This window comes from Pseudomonas sp. WS 5021, assembly GCF_012985535.1.
Taxonomy (GTDB): domain Bacteria; phylum Pseudomonadota; class Gammaproteobacteria; order Pseudomonadales; family Pseudomonadaceae; genus Aquipseudomonas.
Window position 1 is genome coordinate 311,984 of sequence record NZ_JAAQWP010000006.1, and the last position, 22,906, is coordinate 334,889.

Consider the following 22,906-nt stretch of genomic DNA (forward strand, 5'->3'; position numbering starts at 1 on the left):
AAGTGAATTTACAGGTCGCTCAGATGGGTCTCGGCCCAATCCCGCACCTGGGCATACGGATATTCTTCCAGCACGCCAGATCCTGGAATCCCCCGGGCCTTGAGCTTGGTAAACAGCGGCACGCTGATCCCACATAGAAACCGCGTCAGGCGTTCCGCCCCTGGCAGGCTGCCGGTGTGCTGATGATGCCTGTGGATAAAATCCCCGCACAGCCCCTGGAAATTTTTATCCACAAGCGGTGCCAGCCCCGGTGGTGCCGGCAGATGGGCGACTTGGCCATGACACACCGAACAATGCCCGCACTGGCGCGGCGCCTCGGCATCGCCAAAGTACTCCGCCAACCGATAGCCCAGGCAGCGTTCGCTGGCAAACAACGCCAGCATCCCATGGATGCGCGCCACTTCCGTGGCTTCGTGCTGCTTGAAGCCTGTGTATAACTCTTCGCTCAAGGCCTGGGGGTCAAACCCGCTATCGAGCAGGCTGTAGACTTCGGTCATCTGCTTGCTTTCCAGCTCGATCAGGCCCTGTTCCTGGAAATAGTCCAGCGCCTTGACCACCCGGCCACGCTCGGCCTGGTGCTGTTGATAAAGCGCGTCGAAATCCACGGTAGCCCAGCTCCTGGCCCGTTTGCACACCTGGATGATCGCGGCGACAAACTGCTGCCGCTCCCCGGAAAAACGCGCCAGCAACACCTCCGGCTCCACCAGGTACTTGAAGCGATACTCGGCATAAAACGCATAGCGCGGTGCAATGACCCCCTTGAGTTCCAATTGCACCAGCAAGGTCTTGAGCGGTAGTTCGCGGATGTTGCTCAGCTCTGCCAATGACCTCAGCAGAAACTCCCATTGCCCGTCATCAGCGGCCGCCAGCAGTTCTTCCAGCACCAACCGAATGCCTTCCTGCTCCGGCGTATCGCCGTACACAAAGTTCTCCAGCACATTAAGGCTGTCGCGGTTGGCCAGCACCAGGCACTCGGAAGGCTGGCCATCGCGCCCGGCCCGGCCGATTTCCTGGCTGTAGTTCTCGATGGATTTGGGCAGGTCGAAATGCACAACGTTGCGGATGTCGCTCTTGTCGATACCCATGCCAAAGGCAATGGTGGCGACGATGCAATTGGACTGGCCGCCCATGAACCGGCGCTGGATGCCCTCGCGCTTTTCGTGGGGCAAACCTGCGTGATAGGCCTCGGCCTGGATGCCATGGCGATTCAGATGCTCGGCGATCTGCTCGGCGGTTTTCTGCAAGGTGACATAGACGATGCTCGGTTGGTTGGCCCGCTCGCCCATCCACTCCACCAGGCGCCGGCGTTTGTCTGCGCCGCTGACCGGTTCCACCAGCAGGTTGAGGTTGGGTCGATAGAAACCGGTGGTGATCACGTCTGCGGGGGCGATGGCGAACTTGGCCTGCATGTCCGCAATCACCTTGGGTGTGGCGGTGGCGGTCAACAGCAGCGCCTGGGGAATCTTGAACTGGCGCTGGTAGTCGGGGAGCTTGAGGTAGTCCGGGCGGAAATTATGGCCCCATTCGGAAATACAGTGCGCCTCATCCACCACCAATAATGAAATCGAAACGCTTTGCAAAAAGTTGCGAAAGCGCTCGTTCTTCAGGCGCTCTACGGAAATCATCAGGATCTTCAGCTCGCCGGAGCGAGCGCGGGCCATTACGTCATTGGCCTGATCACGACTTTGCGTCGAATCGATGCTGCCGGCCGAAATACCATGACGCTGCAAAAAGCCCAGTTGGTCCTGCATCAACGCCAACAGTGGCGACACCACCAGTGTCAGGTGCGGCAGCACCACGGCTGAGAGCTGGTAACAGAGGGATTTGCCAGAACCTGTGGGAAAGATCGCCGCCGCCGAACGACCGGCCAGCACGGCGCTGACAGCCGCCTCCTGGCCAGGGCGAAACTGTGGATAACCAAAGACCTGTTGGAGGGTGTCGTGCATGAGCTGTCACTCCATTGACCGCTGAACAGGCCTAAAACATAGCCCGGTATTTTCAGCGGATCGAAAAAGGTCGCGAGGAAAAGAGAGACAGGATGATACACAGGCTGCGAGGGTGAACCGACAATCTACAGACCCCCCAAAACAAATGTGGGAGCGGGCTTGCCCGCGATGGCGGTGCCCCAGTCGATACCTCTGTTGACTGTTACACCGCTATCGCGGACAAGCCCGCTCCCACATTTTCAGACCTTTGCTACCGCTCGATCAGCGGTTTTGCACACGCTCAATGGCTTTGTCATACACCGGGTTGGCCTTCTGTTCCTTGGCCAATTGGTAGTGACGCAACGCATCGGCAAACTGCCCGGCCGCTTCGTAGATCCGCGCGATGTTGTAGTAGGACCCGGCACGCACGGTGGCGGCTGTCGGGCCGCTGGCCAGGGCAATCGCCTTGCGGTTGGCCCAGATCGACTCGGCGGTGTTTCCGGCTTTCTGATAGGCCAGGCCGAGATTGCCGTAGGCTTTACCGAAGGAATTATCCAGCTCGATGGCCTGGCGGAAGTAGTCGATCGCCTGGTCCAGGTTACCGGCCTGGTAGGCCGCTTCGCCTTTGAGGTTCAGCTTTTTCGCATCACCCTGTACCGCCGAACTGACCACCACGGCATCCACGGCAACGCTGTCGTTGAGCAGGGGTTTGACTTCGTTGAGCACATCCTTGGCCTCGACCAGCACGCCGGTGAAGGTATTGATGTCCTGGAAGTCACCGCTGCCGGTCATGCGGAACACGGTCCACAAGTTACCGGTGCGATTGGTCGGCACGTAGTAAGTGCGGACCAGGGACTGGCCCATGTACACAAACACCTTGGCCTGGCTTTCGGACAGCGCCGTGGAACCGGTATCGGTGCGGTTGGAGAAGTCATGCACGGCGTACACGTAGCTTTCGCCGTAGTGTTTTTTCTGCAGGGTGATGGTTTCCGGGCCGTAGCTGTCGGTGTCATCCACATCCAGCTCGGCATCGGTGCCGGTCTTGCTGTTGAAGTAGATGTTGTTGCCGGGGAAGATCATGTGGGAGTCGAGGTCCGAAGGCGATTGCCCCCAGGTCAGCACCACACGCAGGCCGTCGAGGTTTTCCATCACCGGGCTGATGGCATAGGTCATGCCTTTGCACGGGCACTTGACCACCAGGTTGGAGTAGCCGGGCTTCTTGATGATCAGCAGGTTGTCGGCACCATCGGCAACTTCGCTGGTGAGAGTGACTTGGCCCTGGGCATTGGTGCGCCCCACCACATTCTGTGCGCCGTTGCGTTGCAACAAGACTTCGGCGTCGGCGATTTTCTGGTCCTTGACCACCGCACTGAGCACCTCGATCGGCAACTGCTCGGCCTGGACCGAAAACGCCACCGCACACAATGACATCGCCGAGGCGACACGAAGCAAACCCATGCTTAACTCCCTTTAAGTAGTGGGCGGAATCGCCCTACAAGATTTTGCGGTGAAACATACGCTGAATTCAGGGGTTTTGCCGGGATTTTATACAGAATGTGACGTGGTTTTTATCCCACCTGCGCCAGGGTGCCCCGCAGCCAAATCGCAAACTTCGGAAGCCTCCGTAGGAAATCGCCAAGCCGGGACCCATACGCTTCCCAAACTTCCTCCAACCTACACTTGACCCTCTACAGAATCAGCCAACCCTGACCGAAACTAGCGCCTTCGCCATCTGCTCGGTAAAAGTCCGTGAGCGATGCTCAGCCATCAAGCCTCTCAATGCATGTGTACACACATGAGTCATAGTCCGATGCTCTTCTTACAGTCGGCGATCTTCTTTGCCCTGATCTTGATAGGCTTGGCGCTCTTCATCAGCCGAAACAAACTGCGCCAGCAAGGCGACCATCCCTCTGACCCACTCCCGCGTGCCCCCACCATGAATCTGGCCCCCAACTTCCCCCAAGACCCTGTCATGCAGCAGCTCCTGCAATTGCTGCACGAAGAAATCGGCCTGCCCAAGCACAAGACCATCCGCCTTAAAACCTCGCTCAACTTTGACCTCGGTTGCGACGGCGCAGAAGCCAGGCAGTTTATGGAGACTCTGGAGCAGGCATTTGATCTCGACCTGGGTGACTATGATGCTTATCGTTACTTCAATCCGCCGGTATTCGATGTATTCCTGAAACACCGCGCCAAGGGCCGCGGCGAGAAGACGCCACTCACCATCGGCATGCTCTACCTGGCTATCAAGACCCATAGCTGGGATACGCAGACGCTGGAAAACCTGAGCTGAAGAGCGCTGGGGAATTAATGTGGGATGACTGGTGCACCGCTTTGTTCTCAGGCTCTTCGCCCGCAAGCCGGGTTCCTACAAAACTGTTTCGCGCACAAAAAAGCCGCCCACTAGGGGCGGCTTTTTAACAGCTACCGAATCTTACAACTTCGGACCCGCTGCCTTGATCGCGTCGCTGACTTCAAACTTCTTGAAGTTCTCGACGAACAGGCCGGCCAGGGCCTTCGCTGCTTCGTCGTAGGCAGCCTTGTCAGCCCAGGTGTTACGTGGGTTCAACAGGCCGGTCTCAACGCCCGGTACGGCCAGTGGCACGTCGAGGTTGATGGTGTCCAGGTGCTCGGTTTGCGCACCGATCAACGCGCCGCTCTGGATCGCTGCGATCACCGCACGGGTGGTCGGGATGTTGAAGCGTTTGCCAACACCGTAGCCGCCGCCGGTCCAGCCGGTGTTGACCAGGTAGACCTTGGAGCCGAAGCCACGGATGCGCTTGATCAGCAGCTCTGCGTATTCGCCAGCCGGGCGCGGGAAGAACGGCGCGCCGAAGCAGGTGGAGAAGGTCGACTTGATGCCGCTGCCCGAACCCATTTCAGTCGAGCCCACCAGTGCGGTGTAGCCGGACAGGAAGTGGTAGGCCGCCTGTTCTTCGTTGAGGATCGACACCGGTGGCAGCACGCCAGTCAGGTCGCAGGTCAGGAAGATCACTGCGTTTGGCTCGCCGCCCAGGTTCTTCTCGGAACGCTTGGCAACGTGCTCCAGCGGGTAGGCCGCACGGCTGTTCTGGGTCAGGCTGACATTGGTGTAATCGGCGTGCTTGGCATCGTCGATCACCACGTTTTCCAGGACGGCGCCGTGCTTGATGGCTTTCCAGATGACCGGCTCGTTTTTCTCGGACAGGTCGATGCACTTGGCATAGCAACCGCCTTCGATATTGAACACCACGCCCTCGCCCCAGCCGTGTTCGTCGTCACCGATCAGGTAACGGCTTTCGTCGGCGGACAGGGTGGTCTTGCCAGTGCCCGACAGACCGAAGAACAAGGTCACATCGCCTTCTTCGCCGATGTTGGCAGCGCAGTGCATTGGCAGCACGTCAGCGGCCGGCAGCAGGAAGTTCTGCACCGAGAACATGGCTTTTTTCATCTCGCCGGCGTAACGCATGCCAGCAATCAGGACTTTTTTCTGGGCGAAGTTGAGGATCACGCAACCATCGGAGTTGGTGCCGTCACGCTCAGGGACGCATTCAAAGTTGGCAACGTTGAGCACTTGCCACTCTTCACGCCCGGCCGGGTTGTACTGGGCCGGGTTGATGAACAGGCAGCGACCGAATAGGTTCTGCCAGGCAGTCTGGGTGGTCATTTTCACGGCCAGGTAATGCTCTTCGGCAGAACCTACATGCACGTGGGAAACGAAATGCTCTTGCGCGTTGTTGAAAGCCTCGACGCGAGCCCACAGGGCATCGAACTTGTCGGCCGGGAACTTGCGGTTGATCGGGCCCCAGGCAATGGCAGCCTGGGTGGACGGCTCTTCAACGATGAAACGATCGACCGGCGAACGACCGGTACGGTGACCGGTTTCTACGACCAGCGCGCCAGTATCGGCAAGCACGCCTTCACCGCGCTGCAGGGCTTCTTTGACCAGATCGTCAACACTCAGATCGGTGTATACGGCGTTATTGGCTTGCGTCATGAGGTTCCCCGTCGGCCTATGGCCGAGTGCTCCAAACGTTTTGTAGTAGAAAGTTGCGCACTACTACCGCGAAAAAAGTGGGCCGGATTATGCCAGAAAAGCCCAAAAAGAGTAGGGCCCTCCCGTCAGAACACCTCTAATCCGGCGTTTGTCAGGTGATTTACCTGTGCTTAAACGTTTTAGTGGTGGGTGCCCGAAGGGGTGTCAACGCCAGCGCCAGCGAACAATTGGCCGATATCGGCAGCGTCGAACAGGTAGCGCTGGTTGCAGAACTGGCAATCGATCTCGATTCTGCCGCCGTGCTCTACCGCCAGGTTTTGCGCATCTTCCAGGCCCAGGCTCACCAGGGCATTGCCCGAACGCTCGCGGGAACAGCTGCAGTGGAAACGCAGCGATTGCGCATCGAACAGGCGCACTTCTTCTTCGTGGTAAAGGCGGTGCAGGATGGTTTCGTTGTCCAGGCCCAGCAGCTCTTCAGCGGTCAGGGTACCGGCCAGGGCGGTCAGACCGCGCCAGCTCTCTTCGCGCTCATCCTCATCCTTGATACGGTCCGCCGGCAGCTGTTGCAACAGCAGGCCACGGGCACGCTTGCCGTCCGCGTTGAGCCAGAAGCGGGTGCCCACTTGCTGGGACATGACGAAATAGTTGGTGAAGCAGTCGGACAGGGTTTCACCGTCCAGGTCGACAATGCCCTGGTAACGCTGGCCAACGGTCGGGTCGATGGTCAACGCCAGCACGCCGTCGGGCATCAGGTCGGCCAGGGTCGCGTCCGCCGGGATCCGGTCTGCGTCATACCGGGCCAGGCCACGGATTTCGCGGTTGCTGGAGCACTCGATCATCAGCATGGGCACCGGGCCTTCGGAACGGGCCTGGAGAATCAGCAAGCCATCGAACTTCATGGTGCCCACCAGCAGCGACGCGGCGGCCATCAGTTCGCCGAGCAACTGCGCGACCGGCTCCGGATAGGGGTGCTTGGCAAGGACTTCGGCATAGCTGCGCTCCAGGGCAACCAGTTCGCCACGCGCGTCGTTGTCGTCAAAGAGGAAACGTTGGGTGAAGTCGGTATCCGGTAGATCAGTCATAGGTCTGGGTATCTGAATTGATGACAAAGTGATGACAATGTTTCTAAAATTATGCGCTTTAGCACCAATTTGGTGCGATTTTCTTCTGATAGGTGAAGAGAGTTTAGAGCGAAGAGGAAACAGTTTATGAACAATCCGGGTTTGTTCCAAGCCAAGTGGAACCTCGGGCGATTGGCCCTGTGCAATTTACTCGCTCTGGGGCTGCTGTGTTTTTGGCTATGGCCCGCGGGCCAGATGCTTTGCGTGATATTCGACGAATGGCTGTTTCATCTGCTCAACGACCCACTGGCCAGCAACCCGGCCTGGCTGCATGTATGGGCGATCGCCAGCCTGCGCCCCTTTGATGCGGTGGTCGGGGTGATCCTGCTGATGCTGCTGATTCGCGGCGAATGGGTATTCAAGACGATTGAAGTGCGCCAGGCGTTTTTCGGCTTCCTCGCGATTCTGCTGTTGCTGCTGTTTATCCGCATGCTGTTTTCCAAGCTCGCGGCGCAGATGGGCTGGCAGCACAACAGCCCGTCAATGGTGATCAGCGGGGCGGTCCACATGAGCGATTACTTTCCTGACCTGGAAAAAACCTGGGAATTGAAGGATCGCTCCAGCCAGAGCTTCCCCGGTGATCATGCTTCGGTGCTGCTGATCTGGGGGATGTTCATGAGCGTGTTTGCCAAGCGCGTTGGCCAGGTTGTGCTGATCTGGGCCCTGGCGCTGCTGTTCATGATGCCGCGCCTGGTGGCGGGTGCGCACTGGGGGCAGGACGACTATATCGGCGGTGTGCTGCTGGCGTTGTTGGCGCTGGGCTGGGGTTATTACACGCCGTTTGCGGCGAAGGTGTCGGGTTGGCTGCTGCGCGTGACCGCACCGGTATTCGGGTTGTTGCAACGAGTACCTGTGATCAATCGCTTGAGCGTGATCCGCAACGCCTGACCTGTAGGAGCCGGCTTGCCGGCGAAGAGGCCCTCGACGGCACTGCAACTGTTGCAACCGCCATTGCTGGCAAGCCAGTTCCTACAGCAGATAACCGATATTCAGTCGTCATTGCCGCTGCCGCGAAACTTGAACAGGTCGCGGCGCTGTTTCTTGCTTGGCTTGCCATCGGTGCTCATGCCCAAGGCTCCGGCCTTGCGCATGGCCGCCGCATTCTCGCGCTTGGCAATACTGGCAGGTGTCTCGGTGTACAGTGCCTGGGCTTCGGGTGCGCCACGGCGAACGACGGAAAGCGCCTCGACCAACACCGTTTTTTCATCAAACCCGACGCGGATCTGCAACTCGTCACCCACACGCGGCTCCTTGCCTGGCTTGCAGCGTTCGCCACGGCAATGCACCTTGCCGCTCTCGATGGCGGCCTTGGCCAAGGCCCGGGTCTTGTAGAAACGTGCGGCCCACAGCCACTTGTCCAAACGGACTTTTTCGTCCTCTTCCTGCTTTTGAGCCACTTGAATTCCTCGCTCTGAAAAATGTCGCAACTTAACAGTCGAAGCCCTTCGACGCACAAACGCCAAGGCTCACCTAAGATACGCCAGCTGTCAGGCAGTTTCCCCTCAGCCGTGGTTTTTTGTGGCGTGAAGATATCTGTCGCCATTTGGTGAATATTCTGCGTGAATACCGCGAATTCGGCGCCAAGCGCTCGTCAACGTTCCTGGGTTGTCACAATCTGTGAGCAGTTGGACGCTAGTGTCGTGTGACGTCGAAACATTTCTGATTGCCGGTTGTTCATATTGAAGACATTTGACCATTTGACCGTTGTCGGTCTGCGTGAATGGGTGGCACTGCCCGATCTGGGAGTGGCAGGCCTGCGCGCGAAGATCGACACCGGGGCCAGTACCTCCAGCCTGCATGCCACCGAGATCGAGCCTTTTGAGCGTGACGGTGAAAAGTGGGTGCGTTTCACCGCCCATCTGGGCAGCGTGGTGCAACTGCGTCACCGGCGCTGTGAAGCGCCGCTGGTGGCGATGAAAACCATTAAAAGCTCCAACGGCCAGGCGCAGGTGCGCTACGTCATCAGCACCACCCTGGCCCTGGGTGATCGGGTATGGCGGGTGGAGTTCACCCTGGCTTGCCGCAAGACCATGCGTTACCGCCTGTTGCTAGGTTCCAAAGCCCTGATCGACGGCCAGTTGGTGGTCAACCCGGGGCTCAAGTACGTTCAAGACAAGCCGGTGTTCCCGGTCTCTACTATTGCTGCCACAGGTGTTGCATGAAGATCGCTGTGCTGTCGCGTAACCCGCGTCTGTATTCCACCCGTCGTCTGGTCGAGGCCGGCACCGAACGGGGCCATGAGATGGTGGTGATCGATACGTTGCGCGCCTATATGAACATTGCCAGTCATAAGCCGCAGATCCACTACCGGGGCAAACCACTGGAAGGCTTCGACGCGGTGATCCCGCGTATCGGTGCCTCGGTGACCTTCTACGGCTGCGCGGTACTGCGCCAGTTTGAAATGATGGGGGTGTTTCCACTCAACGAATCGGTGGCCATTGCCCGTTCCCGGGACAAGCTGCGCTCCCTGCAATTGCTCTCGCGCCGGGGCATCGGCTTGCCAGTGACTGGCTTTGCCCATTCCCCCGATGACATTCCCGACCTGATCGAGATGGTCAACGGTGCCCCATTGGTGATCAAGGTACTGGAAGGAACCCAGGGCATTGGCGTGGTGCTGTGTGAAACCGCCACGGCGGCAGAGTCGGTGATCGAGGCGTTCATGGGCCTGAAGCAGAACATCATGGTCCAGGAGTACATCAAGGAGGCCGGCGGTGCCGATATCCGCTGCTTCGTGGTGGGGGACAAGGTGATTGCGGCGATGAAACGCCAGGCCAAGCCGGGAGAATTTCGCTCCAACTTGCACCGAGGCGGCAGCGCCAGCCTGATCAAGATTACTCCGGAAGAACGCATGACCGCCCTGCGTGCAGCCAAGGTTATGGGCTTGAGTGTGGCGGGCGTGGATATCCTGCGCTCGAACCACGGGCCACTGGTGATGGAAGTGAACTCTTCACCGGGCCTGGAAGGGATTGAAACCACCACCAACAAGGATGTGGCGGGGATCATCATTCAGCATCTGGAGAAGAACAGCGGGCCGAACATGACCCGTACCAAAGGCAAGGGCTGAAATACTCCCTTTAGGGCAGCACAAACCAGTGTGGGAGCTGGCTTGCCTGCGATGACTGACTAACATTCAACATCAATGTCGACTGTTACATCTTCTCGCAGGCAAGCCATTTCCCACATTTGATTTTCGTCGTGGCTTAGACCGCATCTCTTGGCAGCATCAGCCCCAATGGCAAGCGCACTCGCGCTTCCAGCCCGCCATCGGCACGGTTACGCAGTTCGACATTGCCACCATGCATCGAAGCAATCCGCCGCACAATCGCCAGGCCCAGGCCGGTGCCTTTGCCACCACGGGCACGATCACCGCGGGTAAAGGGGTTGAAAATGCCCTCCAGCTCCGCCGGATCGATCCCGGCGCCACGGTCCATGACACTCAGCACCACATAAGGCGCATTGGTGTCACCCGACACATAGGCGGCGACTTCCACCTCGGTGCCCGCGTGATGCAAGGCGTTGCCGATCAGGTTGTTCAGCAGGCGCTTCATCGAGACCCGGCGCAACGCAAAGGGCTGGATCGGCTCCAGGCGCATGTGCACCTGCTCGCCATTCTGGTTGTAGGGCGCCACGACCTCGCGGACCAGGTCGGTCAGGTCCACCTCTTCCACCACCTCGTCACGACCATCGCGGATAAACGCCAGGAACTGGTCGAGAATCGCATCCATGTCTTCGATATCACGGACCATGTCATCGGTCAGGTCGGTATGGTTGCCCATCAACTCCAGGGACAGACGCAAACGTGTCAGCGGCGTGCGCAGGTCGTGTGAAACCCCGGCCAGCATCAGCTCACGCTCACGACCGGCCTGTTCGACATCCTCGGCCATCTGGTTGAACGCGCTGTAGACCTCGGTCATTTCGCTGGGAGTGTCGCTGATCGGCAGGCGCACGCTGCGACCCTGCCCCAATTGCCTGGCCGCAAATACCAGGCGTTTGAGTGGCTGGTTGAGCTGACGCACGAAGATCCAGGCCGACGCAGTGGAAAGCAAGCCAATGGCCAGGAACCAACCGAGCACGTTCCAGATCTTCTGACCCCGCAGCGGGTGGGGATACAACGGCACTTTCAGCCATCCATCCCCCAGGCTCGGGGCTCGCACCCACAAGGCTGGTGAAACATGCATGCGCAGCCGCACCTCAGTGTCTTCGCCCAATTCGGCCTGCATCTGGCGCTGGTAGATCTCGCTGTAGGGCCAATGCTGCTCGCCCTCCGGCACGCCCGCACCCACCACGCGAGTCAAGGTTGCCGCCTTGGCGATTTTTTCACGATTCTCCGGGTCGGCAGCCCAGTAGGCACGCAACGTCAGCGCAACACCGTGACTGTACTGGCGATCTACCAACACGTCTTCGTTCATCAGCAGGTAAACGAGGGTCAGCGCCTTGGAAAACAGCACGACGATCAGCACCAGCCAAAGGGTGCGGGAGAAGAAACTTTGCGGGAACCACAGCGGGGTTTTCATAGAAGACAGCTAGACACCTGGCAAGAGCGAGCCACGCTCGCAGAATTGCAGACGCCGGGCATCCGGCCGACCCGCTGGGATCGAACTCCGGAATACCCGCATGTGCAAATCATCGGTTACTTGGTTGCCGTGCCATCCGGCACAAACACGTAACCCACGCCCCACACTGTCTGGATATAACGCGGCTTGGACGGGTCCGGCTCGATCATCCGGCGCAGACGGGAAATCTGCACATCGATGGAACGCTCCAGGGCGTCCCATTCACGACCACGGGCCAGGTTCATCAGCTTGTCACGGGTCAGCGGTTGGCGAGCGTTCATCACCAGCGCCTTGAGTACCGCGAATTCGCCCGTGGTGAGCATGTGGACTTCTTCGCCACGCTTGAGCTCACGGGTGGCCAGCGACAGCTCGTAGTCACCAAAGGTCACGCTTTCGTCTTCGCTGCCTGGAGCGCCCGGAACCGGAGCCGCCTGGCGACGCAATACAGCCTTGACCCGCGCCATCAGCTCGTCGGGGTTGAACGGCTTGGCCAGGTAATCGTCGGCGCCCAGTTCCAGGCCTTTGATCCGGCTCAGTTCATCGCCCTTGGCGGTCAGCATGATGATCGGAATCTGGTTGTTGGTGCTGCGCAGGCGCTTGCAGGCGGTCAGGCCGTCTTCACCGGGCAACATCAGGTCGAGTACGACCAGGTTGAAGACCTCGCGCCCCAGCAGGCGGTCCATCTGCTCGGTGTTCGGCACCGCGCGGGCACGGTAGCCCTTGGAGGTGAAGAACCGCTCCAGCAGGCTGCTCAGCCCCGGATCGTCATCAACGATGAGAATTTTTTCGCCTTCAGCAGTTTGTGCAGTGCTGCTCATTGGATGCTCCTCTTATCTGGCGCGCATTATGGCTTAGCTGCCGTTATACGCACGGTACGCATTGTTAGCAGATTTTTCTCCAACCACCAGTACGCCTGCTCCTGGCGCAATCCCCCCAAGGACGGATCGCTGGTTATAATGCCGCGCCTCAGTGCCGGGCAATACCAAGGCCGGCCTGGTGTTTTTTTCATCTGCTAGTCGTGACTTTTTCGATTTCGAGGGTCAATAGGCTGCCTCTTGACCCAGGCAGCGGCGCCAGTCGGGCCGCTCAACCAGCCGCGCAGGGCCTTGTTTTGCGGGCCTGCACACTGCTTTCAAGAATTTCAGGTGGTTTTATGGACAGCATCAACAGCCGCATCGCCGAGGAACTCGGTGTACGCCCACAACAGGTCGAAGCGGCCGTCGCTCTACTGGATGAAGGCTCCACGGTGCCCTTCATCGCCCGTTACCGTAAAGAAGTGACCGGCAGCCTCGATGATATCCAGCTGCGACATCTGGAAGAACGCCTGCGCTACCTGCGAGAACTCGACGAACGGCGTGTCAGCATCCTCGCCAGCATCCAGGAGCAGGGCAAGCTGACCCCGCAACTCGAACGCGACATCAAGCTCGCCGACACCAAGACCCGCCTCGAAGACCTGTACCTGCCGTACAAGCAGAAACGCCGCACCAAGGGCCAGATCGCCCTGGAAGCCGGCCTCGGCGAACTGGCAGACGGCCTGTTCAACGACCCGTCCCTGGCCCCGGAAACCGAAGCTGCGCGCTTTGTCGATAGCGAAAAAGGCGTGGCCGACGTCAAGGCGGCCCTCGAAGGCGCCAAGTACATCCTCATGGAGCGCTTCGCCGAAGACGCCAACCTGCTGGAAAAACTGCGTAACTACCTGAAACAGGAAGCCACCCTCAGCGCCCGCGTGATTGCCGGCAAAGAGGAAGAAGGCGCCAAGTTCCGCGACTACTTCGAGCACGACGAACCGCTCAAGAGCATGCCGTCCCACCGCGCCCTCGCCATTTTCCGCGGGCGCAACGAAGGTATTCTCAGCTCCGCGCTGAAAGTCGGCGACGAACTGCCGGGCACCATGCACCCGTGCGAAGGCATGATCGGCCAACAATTCGGCATCCAGAATCAGAATCGTCCTGCGGACAAATGGCTCGGTGAAGTCGTGCGCTGGACCTGGAAGGTCAAGCTCTACACCCACCTGGAAACCGACCTGCTGGGCGAACTGCGCGACGGCGCCGAGACCGAGGCGATCAACGTATTCGCCCACAACCTGCACGACCTGCTACTCGCCGCGCCGGCCGGCCCGCGCGCGACCCTGGGCCTGGACCCGGGCCTGCGCACCGGTTGCAAGGTCGCCGTGGTCGACGCCACCGGCAAGCTGCTGGACCACGCCACCGTGTACCCGCATGTACCCCACAACAAGTGGGACCAGACCATCGCCATCCTGGCCGCCCTGTGCGCCAAGCACGCGGTAGACCTGATCGCCATCGGCAACGGCACCGCCAGCCGAGAAACCGACAAGCTGGCCCTGGAGCTGATCAAAAAATACCCAGGCATGAAAATGACCAAGGTCATGGTCTCCGAAGCGGGCGCTTCGGTGTACTCGGCGTCGGAGTTGGCCTCCAAGGAATTCCCGGACCTCGATGTGTCGATCCGTGGCGCAGTGTCCATCGCGCGCCGCCTGCAGGATCCACTGGCCGAACTGGTGAAGATCGACCCTAAATCCATCGGCGTCGGCCAGTACCAGCACGATGTGTCGCAGCTGAAACTGGCGCGCGGCCTGGATGCAGTAGTGGAAGACTGTGTGAACAAGGTCGGCGTCGACGTGAACACCGCCTCGGTCGCCTTGCTTGCGCGGATTTCCGGCCTCAACTCCACCCTGGCGCAGAATATCGTCACCCATCGTGATGAAAACGGCGCGTTCAAGACCCGAGCGGCACTGAAAAAAGTTGCACGCCTTGGCGAAAAAACCTTCGAACAGGCCGCAGGCTTCCTGCGCGTGATGAACGGTGACAACCCGCTGGACGCCTCGGCGGTCCACCCGGAAGCCTACCCGCTGGTGCAACGCATTGCCGCTGAAACCGACCGCGATATCCGTTCGCTGATCGGTGACGCCGGGTTCCTCAAGCGCCTGGATCCAAAGAAGTACACCGACGAAACCTTCGGCGTGCCGACCATCACCGACATCCTGCAAGAGCTGGAAAAACCCGGTCGCGACCCGCGTCCTGAGTTCAAGACCGCCGAGTTCCAGGAAGGCGTCGAAGACCTCAAGGACCTGCAGTTGGGGATGATCCTCGAAGGCGTGGTGACCAACGTGACCAACTTCGGTGCGTTTGTGGACATCGGCGTGCATCAGGACGGTTTGGTGCATATTTCTGCGCTTTCGGAGAAGTTCATCAAGGATCCGCGTGAGGCGGTGAAAGCCGGGGATGTGGTGAAGGTCAAGGTCATGGAAGTCGATATCCCGCGCAAACGCGTGGGTCTGTCGATGCGTATGAGCGATACCCCCGGCGAGAAAATCGACGGTGCCCGTGGCGCACGCCCAGGTTCAGCGCCGCGCCAGTCGCAAAACCGCTCTGAAAACACTGCACCGCGCAAGGAAACCGCCACCGCAGCCCCGGCCAACAACGCCATGGCTTCGTTGTTCGCCAACGCCAAGCAACTGAAAAAACGCTGATGGAGCTGCCAGCCGGCCTGACCCACAGCGCTTTCAGCGAACTGCTCGGCTGCCGCCTGCAACGCCTGGACCAGGGCGTTGCCGAGGTTGCCCTGAGCCTTGAGCCGCAACTGCGCAACCGCGCGGGCAAGCTCCATGGCGGAGCGATTTTCAGCCTGGTGGACATTGCCATGGGGCTGGCCTGTTCCAGCGCCCATGGTTTCGACCAGCAGAGTGCGACCATCGAGTGCAAAATCAATTACATCCGTGCCGTGTCCGACGGTGACGTGCTGTGTACCGCCCGGGTCATCCACCCCGGCCGGCGCACGCTGGTGGTCGAGGCCGAGGTGTATCAGGACGAAAGACTCGTCGCAAAAGCACAAGGCACCTTCGCTGTCCTATAGCTCCCAGTCATCAATTTGGGTTAATTTCGGCGCTGCAAAAACAGCGTCGGAATTTTCTTCCTGCGCGATAGCCTAATTCAGGGAATGAAGTCGGCACTTTCAGAGCAGGTTATTCCGGCTCGAAAACCAGGCGATAACGCCAGTTTTAACTTCACCCTTGTAGACCGTCTTGCCCACCCCCATATTGGGGCGACTGACGCGTGAAGGAATCCAACTTGAGCGAACTTCTCAACCGCCGCCTGGCGCTGCTCGGCAAGCGCGAACACCTCTCTTTGCTTGAGCATTGCCTGCACGGCATCGAGCGTGAATGCCTGCGTGTCACCGGCGAAGGCCGCCTGGCTCAAACGCCGCATCCAGAGGCCCTGGGCGCGGCATTGACCCATGAATCGATCACCACCGACTATTCCGAGTCGCTGCTGGAGTTCATCACGCCGGCGCTGCCCAACCCGGCAGATACCCTGCGCAGCCTCGACAAGATTCATCGTTTTGCCTACAGCAAGCTCGGCAACGAGTACCTGTGGAGTCCATCGATGCCGTGCCCGTTGCCGGCCGAGGAAGATATTCCGATTGCCTACTACGGCACCTCCAACATCGGACAGCTCAAGTACGTGTATCGCAAGGGCCTGGCCCTGCGCTACGGCAAGACCATGCAGTGCATCGCCGGGATCCACTACAACTTTTCCCTGCCGGAAGAGCTGTGGCCGCTGCTCAAGGAAACCGAAGGTTTCGTGGGCACCGACCGTGACTACCAGTCCACGGCCTACATCGCCCTGATCCGTAACTTCCGCCGCTACAGCTGGCTGCTGATGTACCTGTTCGGTGCCTCGCCGGCCCTGGATGCGGGTTTCCTGCGCGGACGGTCCCATCAGCTTGAACAGTTCGATGCCGACACCCTTTACCTGCCGTATGCCACCAGCCTGCGCATGAGCGACCTGGGTTACCAGAGCAACGCCCAGGCGGGCCTGACCCCTTGCTACAACGATCTGGCCAGCTACACCGACAGCCTGCGCGAAGCGGTGGCAACGCCCTACGCGCCCTACGTCGAAGTCGGCACCCATAAGGATGGTGAGTGGGTCCAGCTCAACACCAACATCCTGCAGATCGAAAACGAGTACTACTCCAACATCCGCCCCAAACGCGTGACCTACACCGGCGAGCGGCCGATCCAGGCGCTGATGGCCCGTGGCATCCAGTACATCGAAGTGCGCTGCCTGGACATCAACCCGTTCCTGCCGATGGGCATCGACTTGCCGGAGTCGCGCTTCCTCGACGCGTTCCTGCTGTATTGCGCGCTGAACGACAGCCCGCTGTTCGAAAACAACGAGTGCGCCAATGCCACGTCGAACTTCCTCAGCGTGGTCAAGGAAGGCCGGCGCCCGGGCCTGCAATTGCAGCGTCGCGGCGAATCGGTGGAAATGAAGGAATGGGCCGCCGAGCTACTGGAAAAAATCGCACCGCTGGCTGCGCTGCTCGACCAGAGCCAGGGCATCAACGAACACAGCCAGGCACTGGATGCCCAGTTGGCGAAGATCAAGGACTCCTCCCTGACCCCGTCGGCCCAGGTGTTGGCGACCATGCAGGAGCGCAAGGAAAGCTTCGCGCAGTTCTCCCTGCGTCAGAGCGAAGTGCATGCCGAGTACTTCCGCAGCGAGCCGTTGCCGGCGGACGAACAAGCACGCTTTGAAGAGCTGGCCCGCAGTTCCCTGGCACAACAGGCCGAGCTTGAGCAGAACGAAGTGGGCGATTTCGATGTGTTTGTCGGGTCTTACCAGGCCAGCATCCTGGCGATCAGCAACTGACACGCCCTTTGTAGGAGCGAGCTTGCTCGCGAAAAACTCAAGCACGCCGCGTTTATCCAAGCCGAACGCGTCATCGTTAAGGTTTTTCGCGAGCAAGCTCGCTCCTACATAAGCTAATTCGAAAATGTTATTTATTTTCGGATTCTTAGATCATTTAGTCTCCTCACACGCCGACCTGCGGCCGCCTGATGAGGAGCTTTTCCATGCTACGACCTTTCCCTTTACGCCTCCTGGCGGCCCTGTCCCTGGCCGGCGCCAGCCTGCTTGCCCAGGCGGCCGACGTGACCATCGCCTATCAGACCACCGTTGACCCGGCCAAAGTCGCCCAGGCCGACGGTGCTTATGAAAAAGCCACGAACGCCACTATCGACTGGCGCAAATTCGACAATGGCGCCGATATCATTGCCGCCATCGCTTCCGGCGATGTGCAGATCGGCTACCTCGGTTCCAGCCCGCTGACCGCGGCCATCACCCGCAAAGTGCCGGTGCAGACCTTCCTCGTCGCCACCCAGATCGGCGGCGCCGAAGCCCTGGTGGCGCGCAACGGTTCCGGGATCAACAGCCCGCAGGACCTGATCGGCAAGAAAATCGCCGTACCGTTTGTCTCAACCGGCCACTACAGCCTGCTGGCCGCGCTCAAGCATTGGAACATCGACCCATCGAAAGTCACCGTACTCAACCTCGCCCCGCCCGCCATCATTGCCGCCTGGAAGCGTGGCGATATCGATGCCACTTATGTCTGGGACCCGGCCCTGGGCGTGGCCAAGGAAAACGGCAAAGTGCTGATCACCTCCGGCGAACTGGCCAAGTTCGGCGCGCCGACCTTCGATGCCTGGATCGTGCGTAAGGACTTTGCCGAGAAGCACCCGGAAATTGTCAGCGCCTTCGCCAAAGTCACCCTCGATGCCTACGCCCAATACCGTAAAGACCCACAAGCCTGGCTGGCCGACAAGGGCAATGTCGACAAACTGGTGAAGCTCTCCGGCGCCAAGGCCAGCGACATTCCGCTGCTGCTGCAAGGCAACGTCTACCCGCTGGCCGCTGATCAAGTAACCCTGCTCGGCGCCCCGACCACCAAGGCCGTGACCGACACCGCCGCGTTCCTCAAGGAACAAGGCAAGGTCGAAGCCGTGCTGGCGGACTACGCCCCTTACGTCAGCGCCAAGTTCATCACTAACTGATCAGGAGTTCACCGCGATGGCCTTGCTACAGCTGGAGCGCATCAGCGCACAGTACCCAGGCGCGACCACGCCCGTGCTGGCGGACATTTCCCTGACCCTTGGCCCCCAGCAATTGCTGGTGGCCCTCGGCCCTTCCGGCAGTGGCAAGACTTCGCTGTTGAACCTGATTGCCGGCTTCGTCGAACCCAGCGCCGGGCGCATCACCCTAGACGGCGTGCCCGTCCAAGGCCCGAGTGCCGAGCGCGGCGTGGTGTTCCAGGACGATGCCTTGCTGCCCTGGCAGGATGTGCTGGCCAATGTCGGCTTCGGCCTGGAGCTGGCCGGCGTGCCCAAGGCCCAGCGGCAAGTCCGCGCCCGGGAAATGCTCGCCCTGGTGGACCTGGCCGGTTTTGACAGCCGGCGCATCTGGCAGCTGTCTGGCGGGCAGAAACAACGCGTCGGCCTGGCCCGCGCCCTGGCGGCCGACCCACGGGTGCTGCTGATGGACGAACCCTTCGGCGCCCTCGATGCGTTCACCCGCGAACAGATGCAGGAGCTGCTGCTGCAAGTCTGGCGGCGCACGGCCAAGCCGGTGTTCCTGATCACCCACGACATCGAAGAAGCGGTCTTCCTCGCCACTGACCTGATTTTGCTGGCACCCAACCCCGGGCAAATCGTCGAGCGCCTGAGCCTGGATTTCGGCCAGCGTTACGCGGCCGGCGAGCCGGCCCGCGCGATCAAGTCCGACCCACGGTTTATCGAAACCCGCGAACATGTGCTGGGCAAAGTGTTCTCGCAACGGCAGGTGTACGCATGAGCAGCTATGAAATCCCGGCCACCGCCGCCAACCCAATCACCCCGCCGTTGCGCCGCAGCCTGAGCACGCGCTGGATCAGCCTGCTGACCCTGGTTGCGCTGCTGGCGCTGTGGTGGGCCGTGACCGCCAGCGGGCTGATCGAGCCGCTGTTCCTGCCGCCACCGTCTGCCGTGCTGCAAAAAGGCTGGCTGCTGGCGACCAGCGGCTACATGGATTCCACCCTCTGGCAACACCTGGGCGCCAGCCTTGGGCGTATCGGCCTGGGCCTGGGCTTTGCGGTGCTAACCGCCGTGCCGATCGGCATTGCCATCGGCGCCAACCGCATCGCCCGCGGCATTCTCGACCCGCTGATCGAGTTCTACCGGCCGATCCCGCCGCTGGCCTATCTGCCGTTGATCGTGATCTGGTGCGGCATCGGCGAGCTGTCCAAGGTGTTGCTGATCTATCTAGCGATCTTCGCCCCGATTGCCATCGCCACCGCCACCGGCGTACGCACCGTCGACCCGGCCAAATTGCGCGCAGCACAGTCTTTGGGCGCCACCCGGGCGCAGTTGATTCGCCATGTGATTCTGCCCAGCGCCCTGCCCGACATCCTCACCGGTGTGCGCATCGGCCTGGGTGTGGGTTGGTCGACCCTGGTGGCCGCCGAGTTGATCGCAGCTACCAGCGGCCTGGGGTTCATGGTGCAGTCGGCGGCGCAGTTTCTGGTGACCGATGTGGTGGTGCTGGGCATCCTGGTGATCGCGCTGATCGCCTTTGCCATGGAAATGGGCCTGCGCGCCCTGCAGCGTAAATTGGTGCCGTGGCATGGCCAGGCACACTAAGAAGAGAACAACATGAGCCGCCTGACCGTTACCCCTTTAAGCACCGCCCTGGGCGCCCAGATCAGTGGCGTCAATATCAGCCAGCCGCTGAACCTCGAACAGCGCGACGCCATCGAGCAGGCGTTGCTCCAGCATTCGGTGCTGTTCTTTCGCGACCAGCTGATCACCCCGCAGCAGCAAGCGCGCTTCGCGGCGAATTTCGGTGACCTGCACATTCACCCGATCTACCCCAACGTGCCCGAGCAGCCAGAAGTGCTGGTGCTCGACACTGCCGTCACTGACGTGCGCGACAACGCCATCTGGCACACCGACGTAACCTTCCTGCCCACCCCGGCCCTGGGCGCAGTACTCAGCGCCAAGCTGCTGCCAGCCTTTGGCGGTGACACACTGTGGGCCAGCGGTATCGCGGCCTTTGATGCGTTGTCAGAACCGATGAAGGCTTTTTTGACCGGCCTGACGGCAACCCATGACTTCACCCGCTCGTTCCCTCTGGAGCGTTACGGCAACACCGCCGAAGACCTGGCCCGCTGGGAGGAGGCCCGCAGAAAGAACCCGCCACTGTCCCACCCGGTGATCCGCACCCACCCGGTCAGCGGGCGCAAATCGCTGTTTGTCAGCGACGGCTTCACCACCCGGATCAACGAACTGGAGCCGGCCGAAAGCGAAGTCATCCTCAAGCTGCTGTTCGCCCACGCCACCCGGCCGGAATTCACCATCCGCTGGCGCTGGCAAGCCAACGACGTGGCCTTCTGGGACAACCGCGTGACCCAGCACTACGCCGTGGACGACTACCGCCCACAGCGGCGAGTGATGCACCGGGCGACGATTCTGGGTGACGTCCCCTTCTGACTCCCGCTGTAGGAGCCGGTAGGCCGGCTCCTACAGGTTTCAGCGGACCAAATGCAAGAACTGCAAGTGCCGCTCGTACTGGTCGAGGATGTCGTTGATGATCTGCTCCTTGGTGTAGCCCACCAGGTCGTAGTCCTGGCTGCCCTCGCTCAAGTGCACTTCGGCGCGGTAGTAGCGACGGTTGTTCATCTCTTTGGAACCCATGCCGCCACGGGCAAAGGACGGCGTGAAGTAGCCGCGCATCTGCACCTGGTAGACAAAAGGATGCTCTTCGCCGTGGCCGATTTCCAGGCTGACGCTGTCGTTGGACGGGTCGGGCTGGGTGACCACGTTCAGGCCCTTCTCGACAAACACGGCGGTCACTTCTTCAATCGCCGGGCGGACCGTGGTTTCGAGGAAGCGGTAGACCTCGTCCCGTGAAGGGAAATGCACCGCCTGGCTCAAGCGCTGGCGCCAGCCGCCACGGCCCTTGCGTGATGCCGACACCGGGGCCAGGGAGTGCAGTTGGGCGATCTGCTTCTGGGATTCGAGGTAGAACGCCTTGTGCAGCCCCCACATCATCAACAGCAGGATCATCGAGAACGGCAGCGAAGTCAGCACCACCGCGGACTTGAGCGAGTCGATGCTACCGGCAAACAGCAAGGCGCTGGTCACCAGCGCCGTCATCGCGCCCCAGAACACCCGCAGCCACTTGGGCCCGTCTTCATCGGCGTTGCCGCCCTTGGACGACAGGGTCGACAGCACCACGGTGCCGGAGTCGGCCGAAGTGACAAAGAACACAAAGCTGATAAACACCGTGACGGTGATCACGGTCTTGCTCCACGGGTAGGTTTCCAGCAGCAGGTACAGGCTCATCGACGGGTCGTCGATGGCCGACTGACCCAGGGCAACCATGCCGTGGTTGAGCACCTGGTCAATCGCGCTGTTGCCGAAGATCGACATCCACGCCAGGGTGAACCCCAGCGGGATCAGCAGCACGCCAAAGACGAACTCGCGGATGGTGCGACCACGGGAGATCCGTGCGATGAACAGGCCCACGAACGGCGACCAGGCGATCCACCAGGCCCAGTAGAACACCGTCCAACCGCCGAGCCAGTCGCTGGGCTTGTCGTAGGCGTACACATCAAAACTCTTGCTCGGCAACGCGCCAAGGTAGTCACCGATGTTCTGGATCAGGGTGTTGAGCAAATGCTGGGTGGGCCCGGCGAACAACACAAACAGCAGCAGCGCACAGGCCAGCAGCATGTTGATGTCGGACATGACCCGCACGCCCTTGTCGACACCGGCCACCGCAACCAGGATCGCCGCGCCCATCATCAGGGTGATCAGGCCGACCTGGATCCATTGGGTGTGGGCGATGCCGAACAGGTAGTCCAGGCCCGAGTTGAGGTGCAGCACCCCAAAGCCCATGTCAGCCCCCAGGCCGAACACTGTGGCGATAATGCCGAAGCCATCCACCGCGTAGCCGATGGGGCCATTGATGCGCTTGCCGATCAGCGGATACAGCGCCGAACGCAAGGCCAGCGGCAGGTTATGCCGGTAGGCGAAGTACGCCAGGGCCATGCCGACAAACGCAAATACACCCCAGCCATGCAGGCCCCAATGCAGGAACAGCACCTGCATGGCCTGGCGCGCCGCGTCGGCGTTCAAGGCCTCGCCCTGGGGCGGTTGCACCAGGTGGGTCAAGGGTTCCGAGACGCAGAAGAAAAACAGCGTGATGCTGATCCCGGCGGCAAACAGCATGCCGGCCCAGGACAGATAACTGAATTCGGGCTCGTCGTGGTCGGCACCGAGTTTGATCTTGCCGTAGCCAGACAACGCGGTGACCACCACGAAGATCAGATACAGGGTCATCGCCAGCATGTAGTACCAGCCGACCGTATTGGCCGCCCAGTTTTGCGCGGCCAGCAACCAGGCGCCGGCCTGTTCGGGGATCGCGATTACGGTGACACCAAACAGCAGGATGAAGCTGGCGGCGAAGTAAAACACCGGCGCATTCATGCGCACCA

The 22,906-nt window shown here is 60.5% G+C and carries 19 protein-coding genes; 11 read left to right on the forward strand and 8 right to left on the reverse strand.

Annotation, left to right across the window (positions count from 1 at the left end; translation table 11 throughout):
* Positions 1-8: 8 nt before the first annotated feature.
* Together HBO19_RS20340 and HBO19_RS20345 are read right to left on the reverse strand one after the other, a co-directional pair.
* The gene (locus HBO19_RS20340; protein WP_170058169.1) at positions 9-1,946 is read right to left on the reverse strand and encodes an ATP-dependent DNA helicase RecQ; all 1,938 of its coding nucleotides are present in this window, start codon (positions 1,944-1,946) and stop codon (positions 9-11) included.
* 261 nt (positions 1,947-2,207) lie between these two features.
* Complete coding sequence (locus tag HBO19_RS20345) at positions 2,208-3,383, reverse strand: tetratricopeptide repeat protein (protein WP_169953890.1); 1,176 nt, start codon at positions 3,381-3,383, stop codon at positions 2,208-2,210.
* Between the two features lie 478 nt (positions 3,384-3,861).
* Here HBO19_RS20345 and HBO19_RS20350 point away from each other — a divergent pair, with 478 nt between their 5' ends.
* A complete protein-coding gene (locus tag HBO19_RS20350; RefSeq protein WP_169954007.1) occupies positions 3,862-4,218 on the forward strand; it encodes a DUF1493 family protein in 357 nt (118 codons plus the stop codon).
* Positions 4,219-4,359: 141 nt separating this feature from the next.
* Here the strand turns inward: HBO19_RS20350 and HBO19_RS20355 are convergent, their stop codons facing one another.
* Both HBO19_RS20355 and hslO read right to left on the reverse strand, forming a co-directional pair.
* The gene (locus tag HBO19_RS20355) at positions 4,360-5,901 is read right to left on the reverse strand and encodes a phosphoenolpyruvate carboxykinase (RefSeq protein ID WP_057437065.1); all 1,542 of its coding nucleotides are present in this window, start codon (positions 5,899-5,901) and stop codon (positions 4,360-4,362) included.
* Between the two features lie 179 nt (positions 5,902-6,080).
* Positions 6,081-6,983, reverse strand: coding sequence for an Hsp33 family molecular chaperone HslO (hslO, locus tag HBO19_RS20360; protein ID WP_169953891.1), 903 nt, complete (start codon positions 6,981-6,983; stop codon positions 6,081-6,083).
* A 126-nt stretch (positions 6,984-7,109) separates the two neighbouring features.
* On the opposite strand from hslO, the gene HBO19_RS20365 reads away from it, so the two are divergent.
* On the forward strand, positions 7,110-7,910 hold the full coding sequence (locus HBO19_RS20365; RefSeq protein WP_170058170.1) for a phosphatase PAP2 family protein: 801 nt from the start codon (positions 7,110-7,112) through the stop codon (positions 7,908-7,910).
* 101 nt (positions 7,911-8,011) lie between these two features.
* Here HBO19_RS20365 and HBO19_RS20370 read toward each other — a convergent pair whose 3' ends face one another.
* On the reverse strand, positions 8,012-8,419 hold the full coding sequence (locus HBO19_RS20370; protein WP_169953893.1) for a S4 domain-containing protein: 408 nt from the start codon (positions 8,417-8,419) through the stop codon (positions 8,012-8,014).
* 315 nt (positions 8,420-8,734) lie between these two features.
* Here HBO19_RS20370 and HBO19_RS20375 point away from each other — a divergent pair, with 315 nt between their 5' ends.
* A complete protein-coding gene (locus tag HBO19_RS20375; RefSeq protein ID WP_169851488.1) occupies positions 8,735-9,184 on the forward strand; it encodes an ATP-dependent zinc protease in 450 nt (149 codons plus the stop codon).
* Positions 9,181-10,086, forward strand: a complete 906-nt coding sequence (rimK, locus tag HBO19_RS20380) for a 30S ribosomal protein S6--L-glutamate ligase (protein WP_038445187.1) — start codon at positions 9,181-9,183, stop codon at positions 10,084-10,086. The genes HBO19_RS20375 and rimK overlap by 4 nt, the downstream gene beginning before the upstream one ends.
* A gap of 136 nt (positions 10,087-10,222) precedes the next feature.
* On the opposite strand, the gene HBO19_RS20385 is transcribed toward rimK, so the two are convergent.
* The gene (locus tag HBO19_RS20385) at positions 10,223-11,536 is read right to left on the reverse strand and encodes an ATP-binding protein (RefSeq protein WP_169953894.1); all 1,314 of its coding nucleotides are present in this window, start codon (positions 11,534-11,536) and stop codon (positions 10,223-10,225) included.
* A 116-nt stretch (positions 11,537-11,652) separates the two neighbouring features.
* Complete coding sequence (gene ompR / locus HBO19_RS20390) at positions 11,653-12,393, reverse strand: two-component system response regulator OmpR (RefSeq protein ID WP_032856582.1); 741 nt, start codon at positions 12,391-12,393, stop codon at positions 11,653-11,655.
* A gap of 335 nt (positions 12,394-12,728) precedes the next feature.
* On the opposite strand from ompR, the gene HBO19_RS20395 reads away from it, so the two are divergent.
* The 7 genes from HBO19_RS20395 to tauD all read left to right on the forward strand — a co-directional run bounded on the left by HBO19_RS20395 (position 12,729) and on the right by tauD (position 20,897).
* On the forward strand, positions 12,729-15,065 hold the full coding sequence (locus tag HBO19_RS20395; RefSeq protein WP_170058171.1) for a Tex family protein: 2,337 nt from the start codon (positions 12,729-12,731) through the stop codon (positions 15,063-15,065).
* Positions 15,065-15,448, forward strand: coding sequence for a PaaI family thioesterase (locus HBO19_RS20400; RefSeq protein WP_169953896.1), 384 nt, complete (start codon positions 15,065-15,067; stop codon positions 15,446-15,448). Before HBO19_RS20395 ends, HBO19_RS20400 begins: the two co-directional genes overlap by 1 nt.
* Before the next feature lie 215 nt (positions 15,449-15,663).
* Positions 15,664-17,247 carry a glutamate--cysteine ligase gene (gshA, locus tag HBO19_RS20405; protein ID WP_170058172.1) on the forward strand — a complete coding sequence of 528 codons (1,584 nt, stop codon included), beginning with the start codon at positions 15,664-15,666 and terminating at the stop codon, positions 17,245-17,247.
* Positions 17,248-17,450: 203 nt separating this feature from the next.
* Positions 17,451-18,428 (forward strand): taurine ABC transporter substrate-binding protein, encoded by a 978-nt coding sequence (gene tauA / locus HBO19_RS20410; RefSeq protein WP_170042337.1) that lies wholly within the window; start codon positions 17,451-17,453, stop codon positions 18,426-18,428.
* A 16-nt stretch (positions 18,429-18,444) separates the two neighbouring features.
* Positions 18,445-19,224: a taurine ABC transporter ATP-binding subunit gene (gene tauB / locus HBO19_RS20415; RefSeq protein ID WP_170058173.1), complete on the forward strand. Its 780-nt coding sequence runs from the start codon at positions 18,445-18,447 to the stop codon at positions 19,222-19,224.
* Positions 19,221-20,048: a taurine ABC transporter permease TauC gene (gene tauC / locus HBO19_RS20420; RefSeq protein ID WP_169953900.1), complete on the forward strand. Its 828-nt coding sequence runs from the start codon at positions 19,221-19,223 to the stop codon at positions 20,046-20,048. The genes tauB and tauC overlap by 4 nt, the downstream gene beginning before the upstream one ends.
* Positions 20,049-20,060: 12 nt before the next feature.
* Positions 20,061-20,897, forward strand: coding sequence for a taurine dioxygenase (gene tauD, locus HBO19_RS20425; RefSeq protein WP_170058174.1), 837 nt, complete (start codon positions 20,061-20,063; stop codon positions 20,895-20,897).
* A gap of 39 nt (positions 20,898-20,936) precedes the next feature.
* On the opposite strand, the gene betT is transcribed toward tauD, so the two are convergent.
* Positions 20,937-22,898, reverse strand: a complete 1,962-nt coding sequence (gene betT / locus HBO19_RS20430) for a choline transporter BetT (RefSeq protein ID WP_170058230.1) — start codon at positions 22,896-22,898, stop codon at positions 20,937-20,939.
* Positions 22,899-22,906: the final 8 nt, after the last annotated feature.

Coding starts and splice junctions, on each gene's coding strand:
- HBO19_RS20340 (WP_170058169.1), bottom strand. CDS start 1,946: ATGCACGACACCCTCCAACAGGTCTTTGGTTATCCACAGTTTCGCCCT.
- HBO19_RS20345 (WP_169953890.1), bottom strand. CDS start 3,383: ATGGGTTTGCTTCGTGTCGCCTCGGCGATGTCATTGTGTGCGGTGGCG.
- HBO19_RS20350 (WP_169954007.1), top strand. CDS start 3,862: ATGAATCTGGCCCCCAACTTCCCCCAAGACCCTGTCATGCAGCAGCTC.
- HBO19_RS20355 (WP_057437065.1), bottom strand. CDS start 5,901: ATGACGCAAGCCAATAACGCCGTATACACCGATCTGAGTGTTGACGAT.
- hslO (WP_169953891.1), bottom strand. CDS start 6,983: ATGACTGATCTACCGGATACCGACTTCACCCAACGTTTCCTCTTTGAC.
- HBO19_RS20365 (WP_170058170.1), top strand. CDS start 7,110: ATGAACAATCCGGGTTTGTTCCAAGCCAAGTGGAACCTCGGGCGATTG.
- rimK (WP_038445187.1), top strand. CDS start 9,181: ATGAAGATCGCTGTGCTGTCGCGTAACCCGCGTCTGTATTCCACCCGT.
- HBO19_RS20385 (WP_169953894.1), bottom strand. CDS start 11,536: ATGAAAACCCCGCTGTGGTTCCCGCAAAGTTTCTTCTCCCGCACCCTT.
- ompR (WP_032856582.1), bottom strand. CDS start 12,393: ATGAGCAGCACTGCACAAACTGCTGAAGGCGAAAAAATTCTCATCGTT.
- HBO19_RS20395 (WP_170058171.1), top strand. CDS start 12,729: ATGGACAGCATCAACAGCCGCATCGCCGAGGAACTCGGTGTACGCCCA.
- HBO19_RS20400 (WP_169953896.1), top strand. CDS start 15,065: ATGGAGCTGCCAGCCGGCCTGACCCACAGCGCTTTCAGCGAACTGCTC.
- tauA (WP_170042337.1), top strand. CDS start 17,451: ATGCTACGACCTTTCCCTTTACGCCTCCTGGCGGCCCTGTCCCTGGCC.
- tauB (WP_170058173.1), top strand. CDS start 18,445: ATGGCCTTGCTACAGCTGGAGCGCATCAGCGCACAGTACCCAGGCGCG.
- tauC (WP_169953900.1), top strand. CDS start 19,221: ATGAGCAGCTATGAAATCCCGGCCACCGCCGCCAACCCAATCACCCCG.
- tauD (WP_170058174.1), top strand. CDS start 20,061: ATGAGCCGCCTGACCGTTACCCCTTTAAGCACCGCCCTGGGCGCCCAG.
- betT (WP_170058230.1), bottom strand. CDS start 22,898: ATGAATGCGCCGGTGTTTTACTTCGCCGCCAGCTTCATCCTGCTGTTT.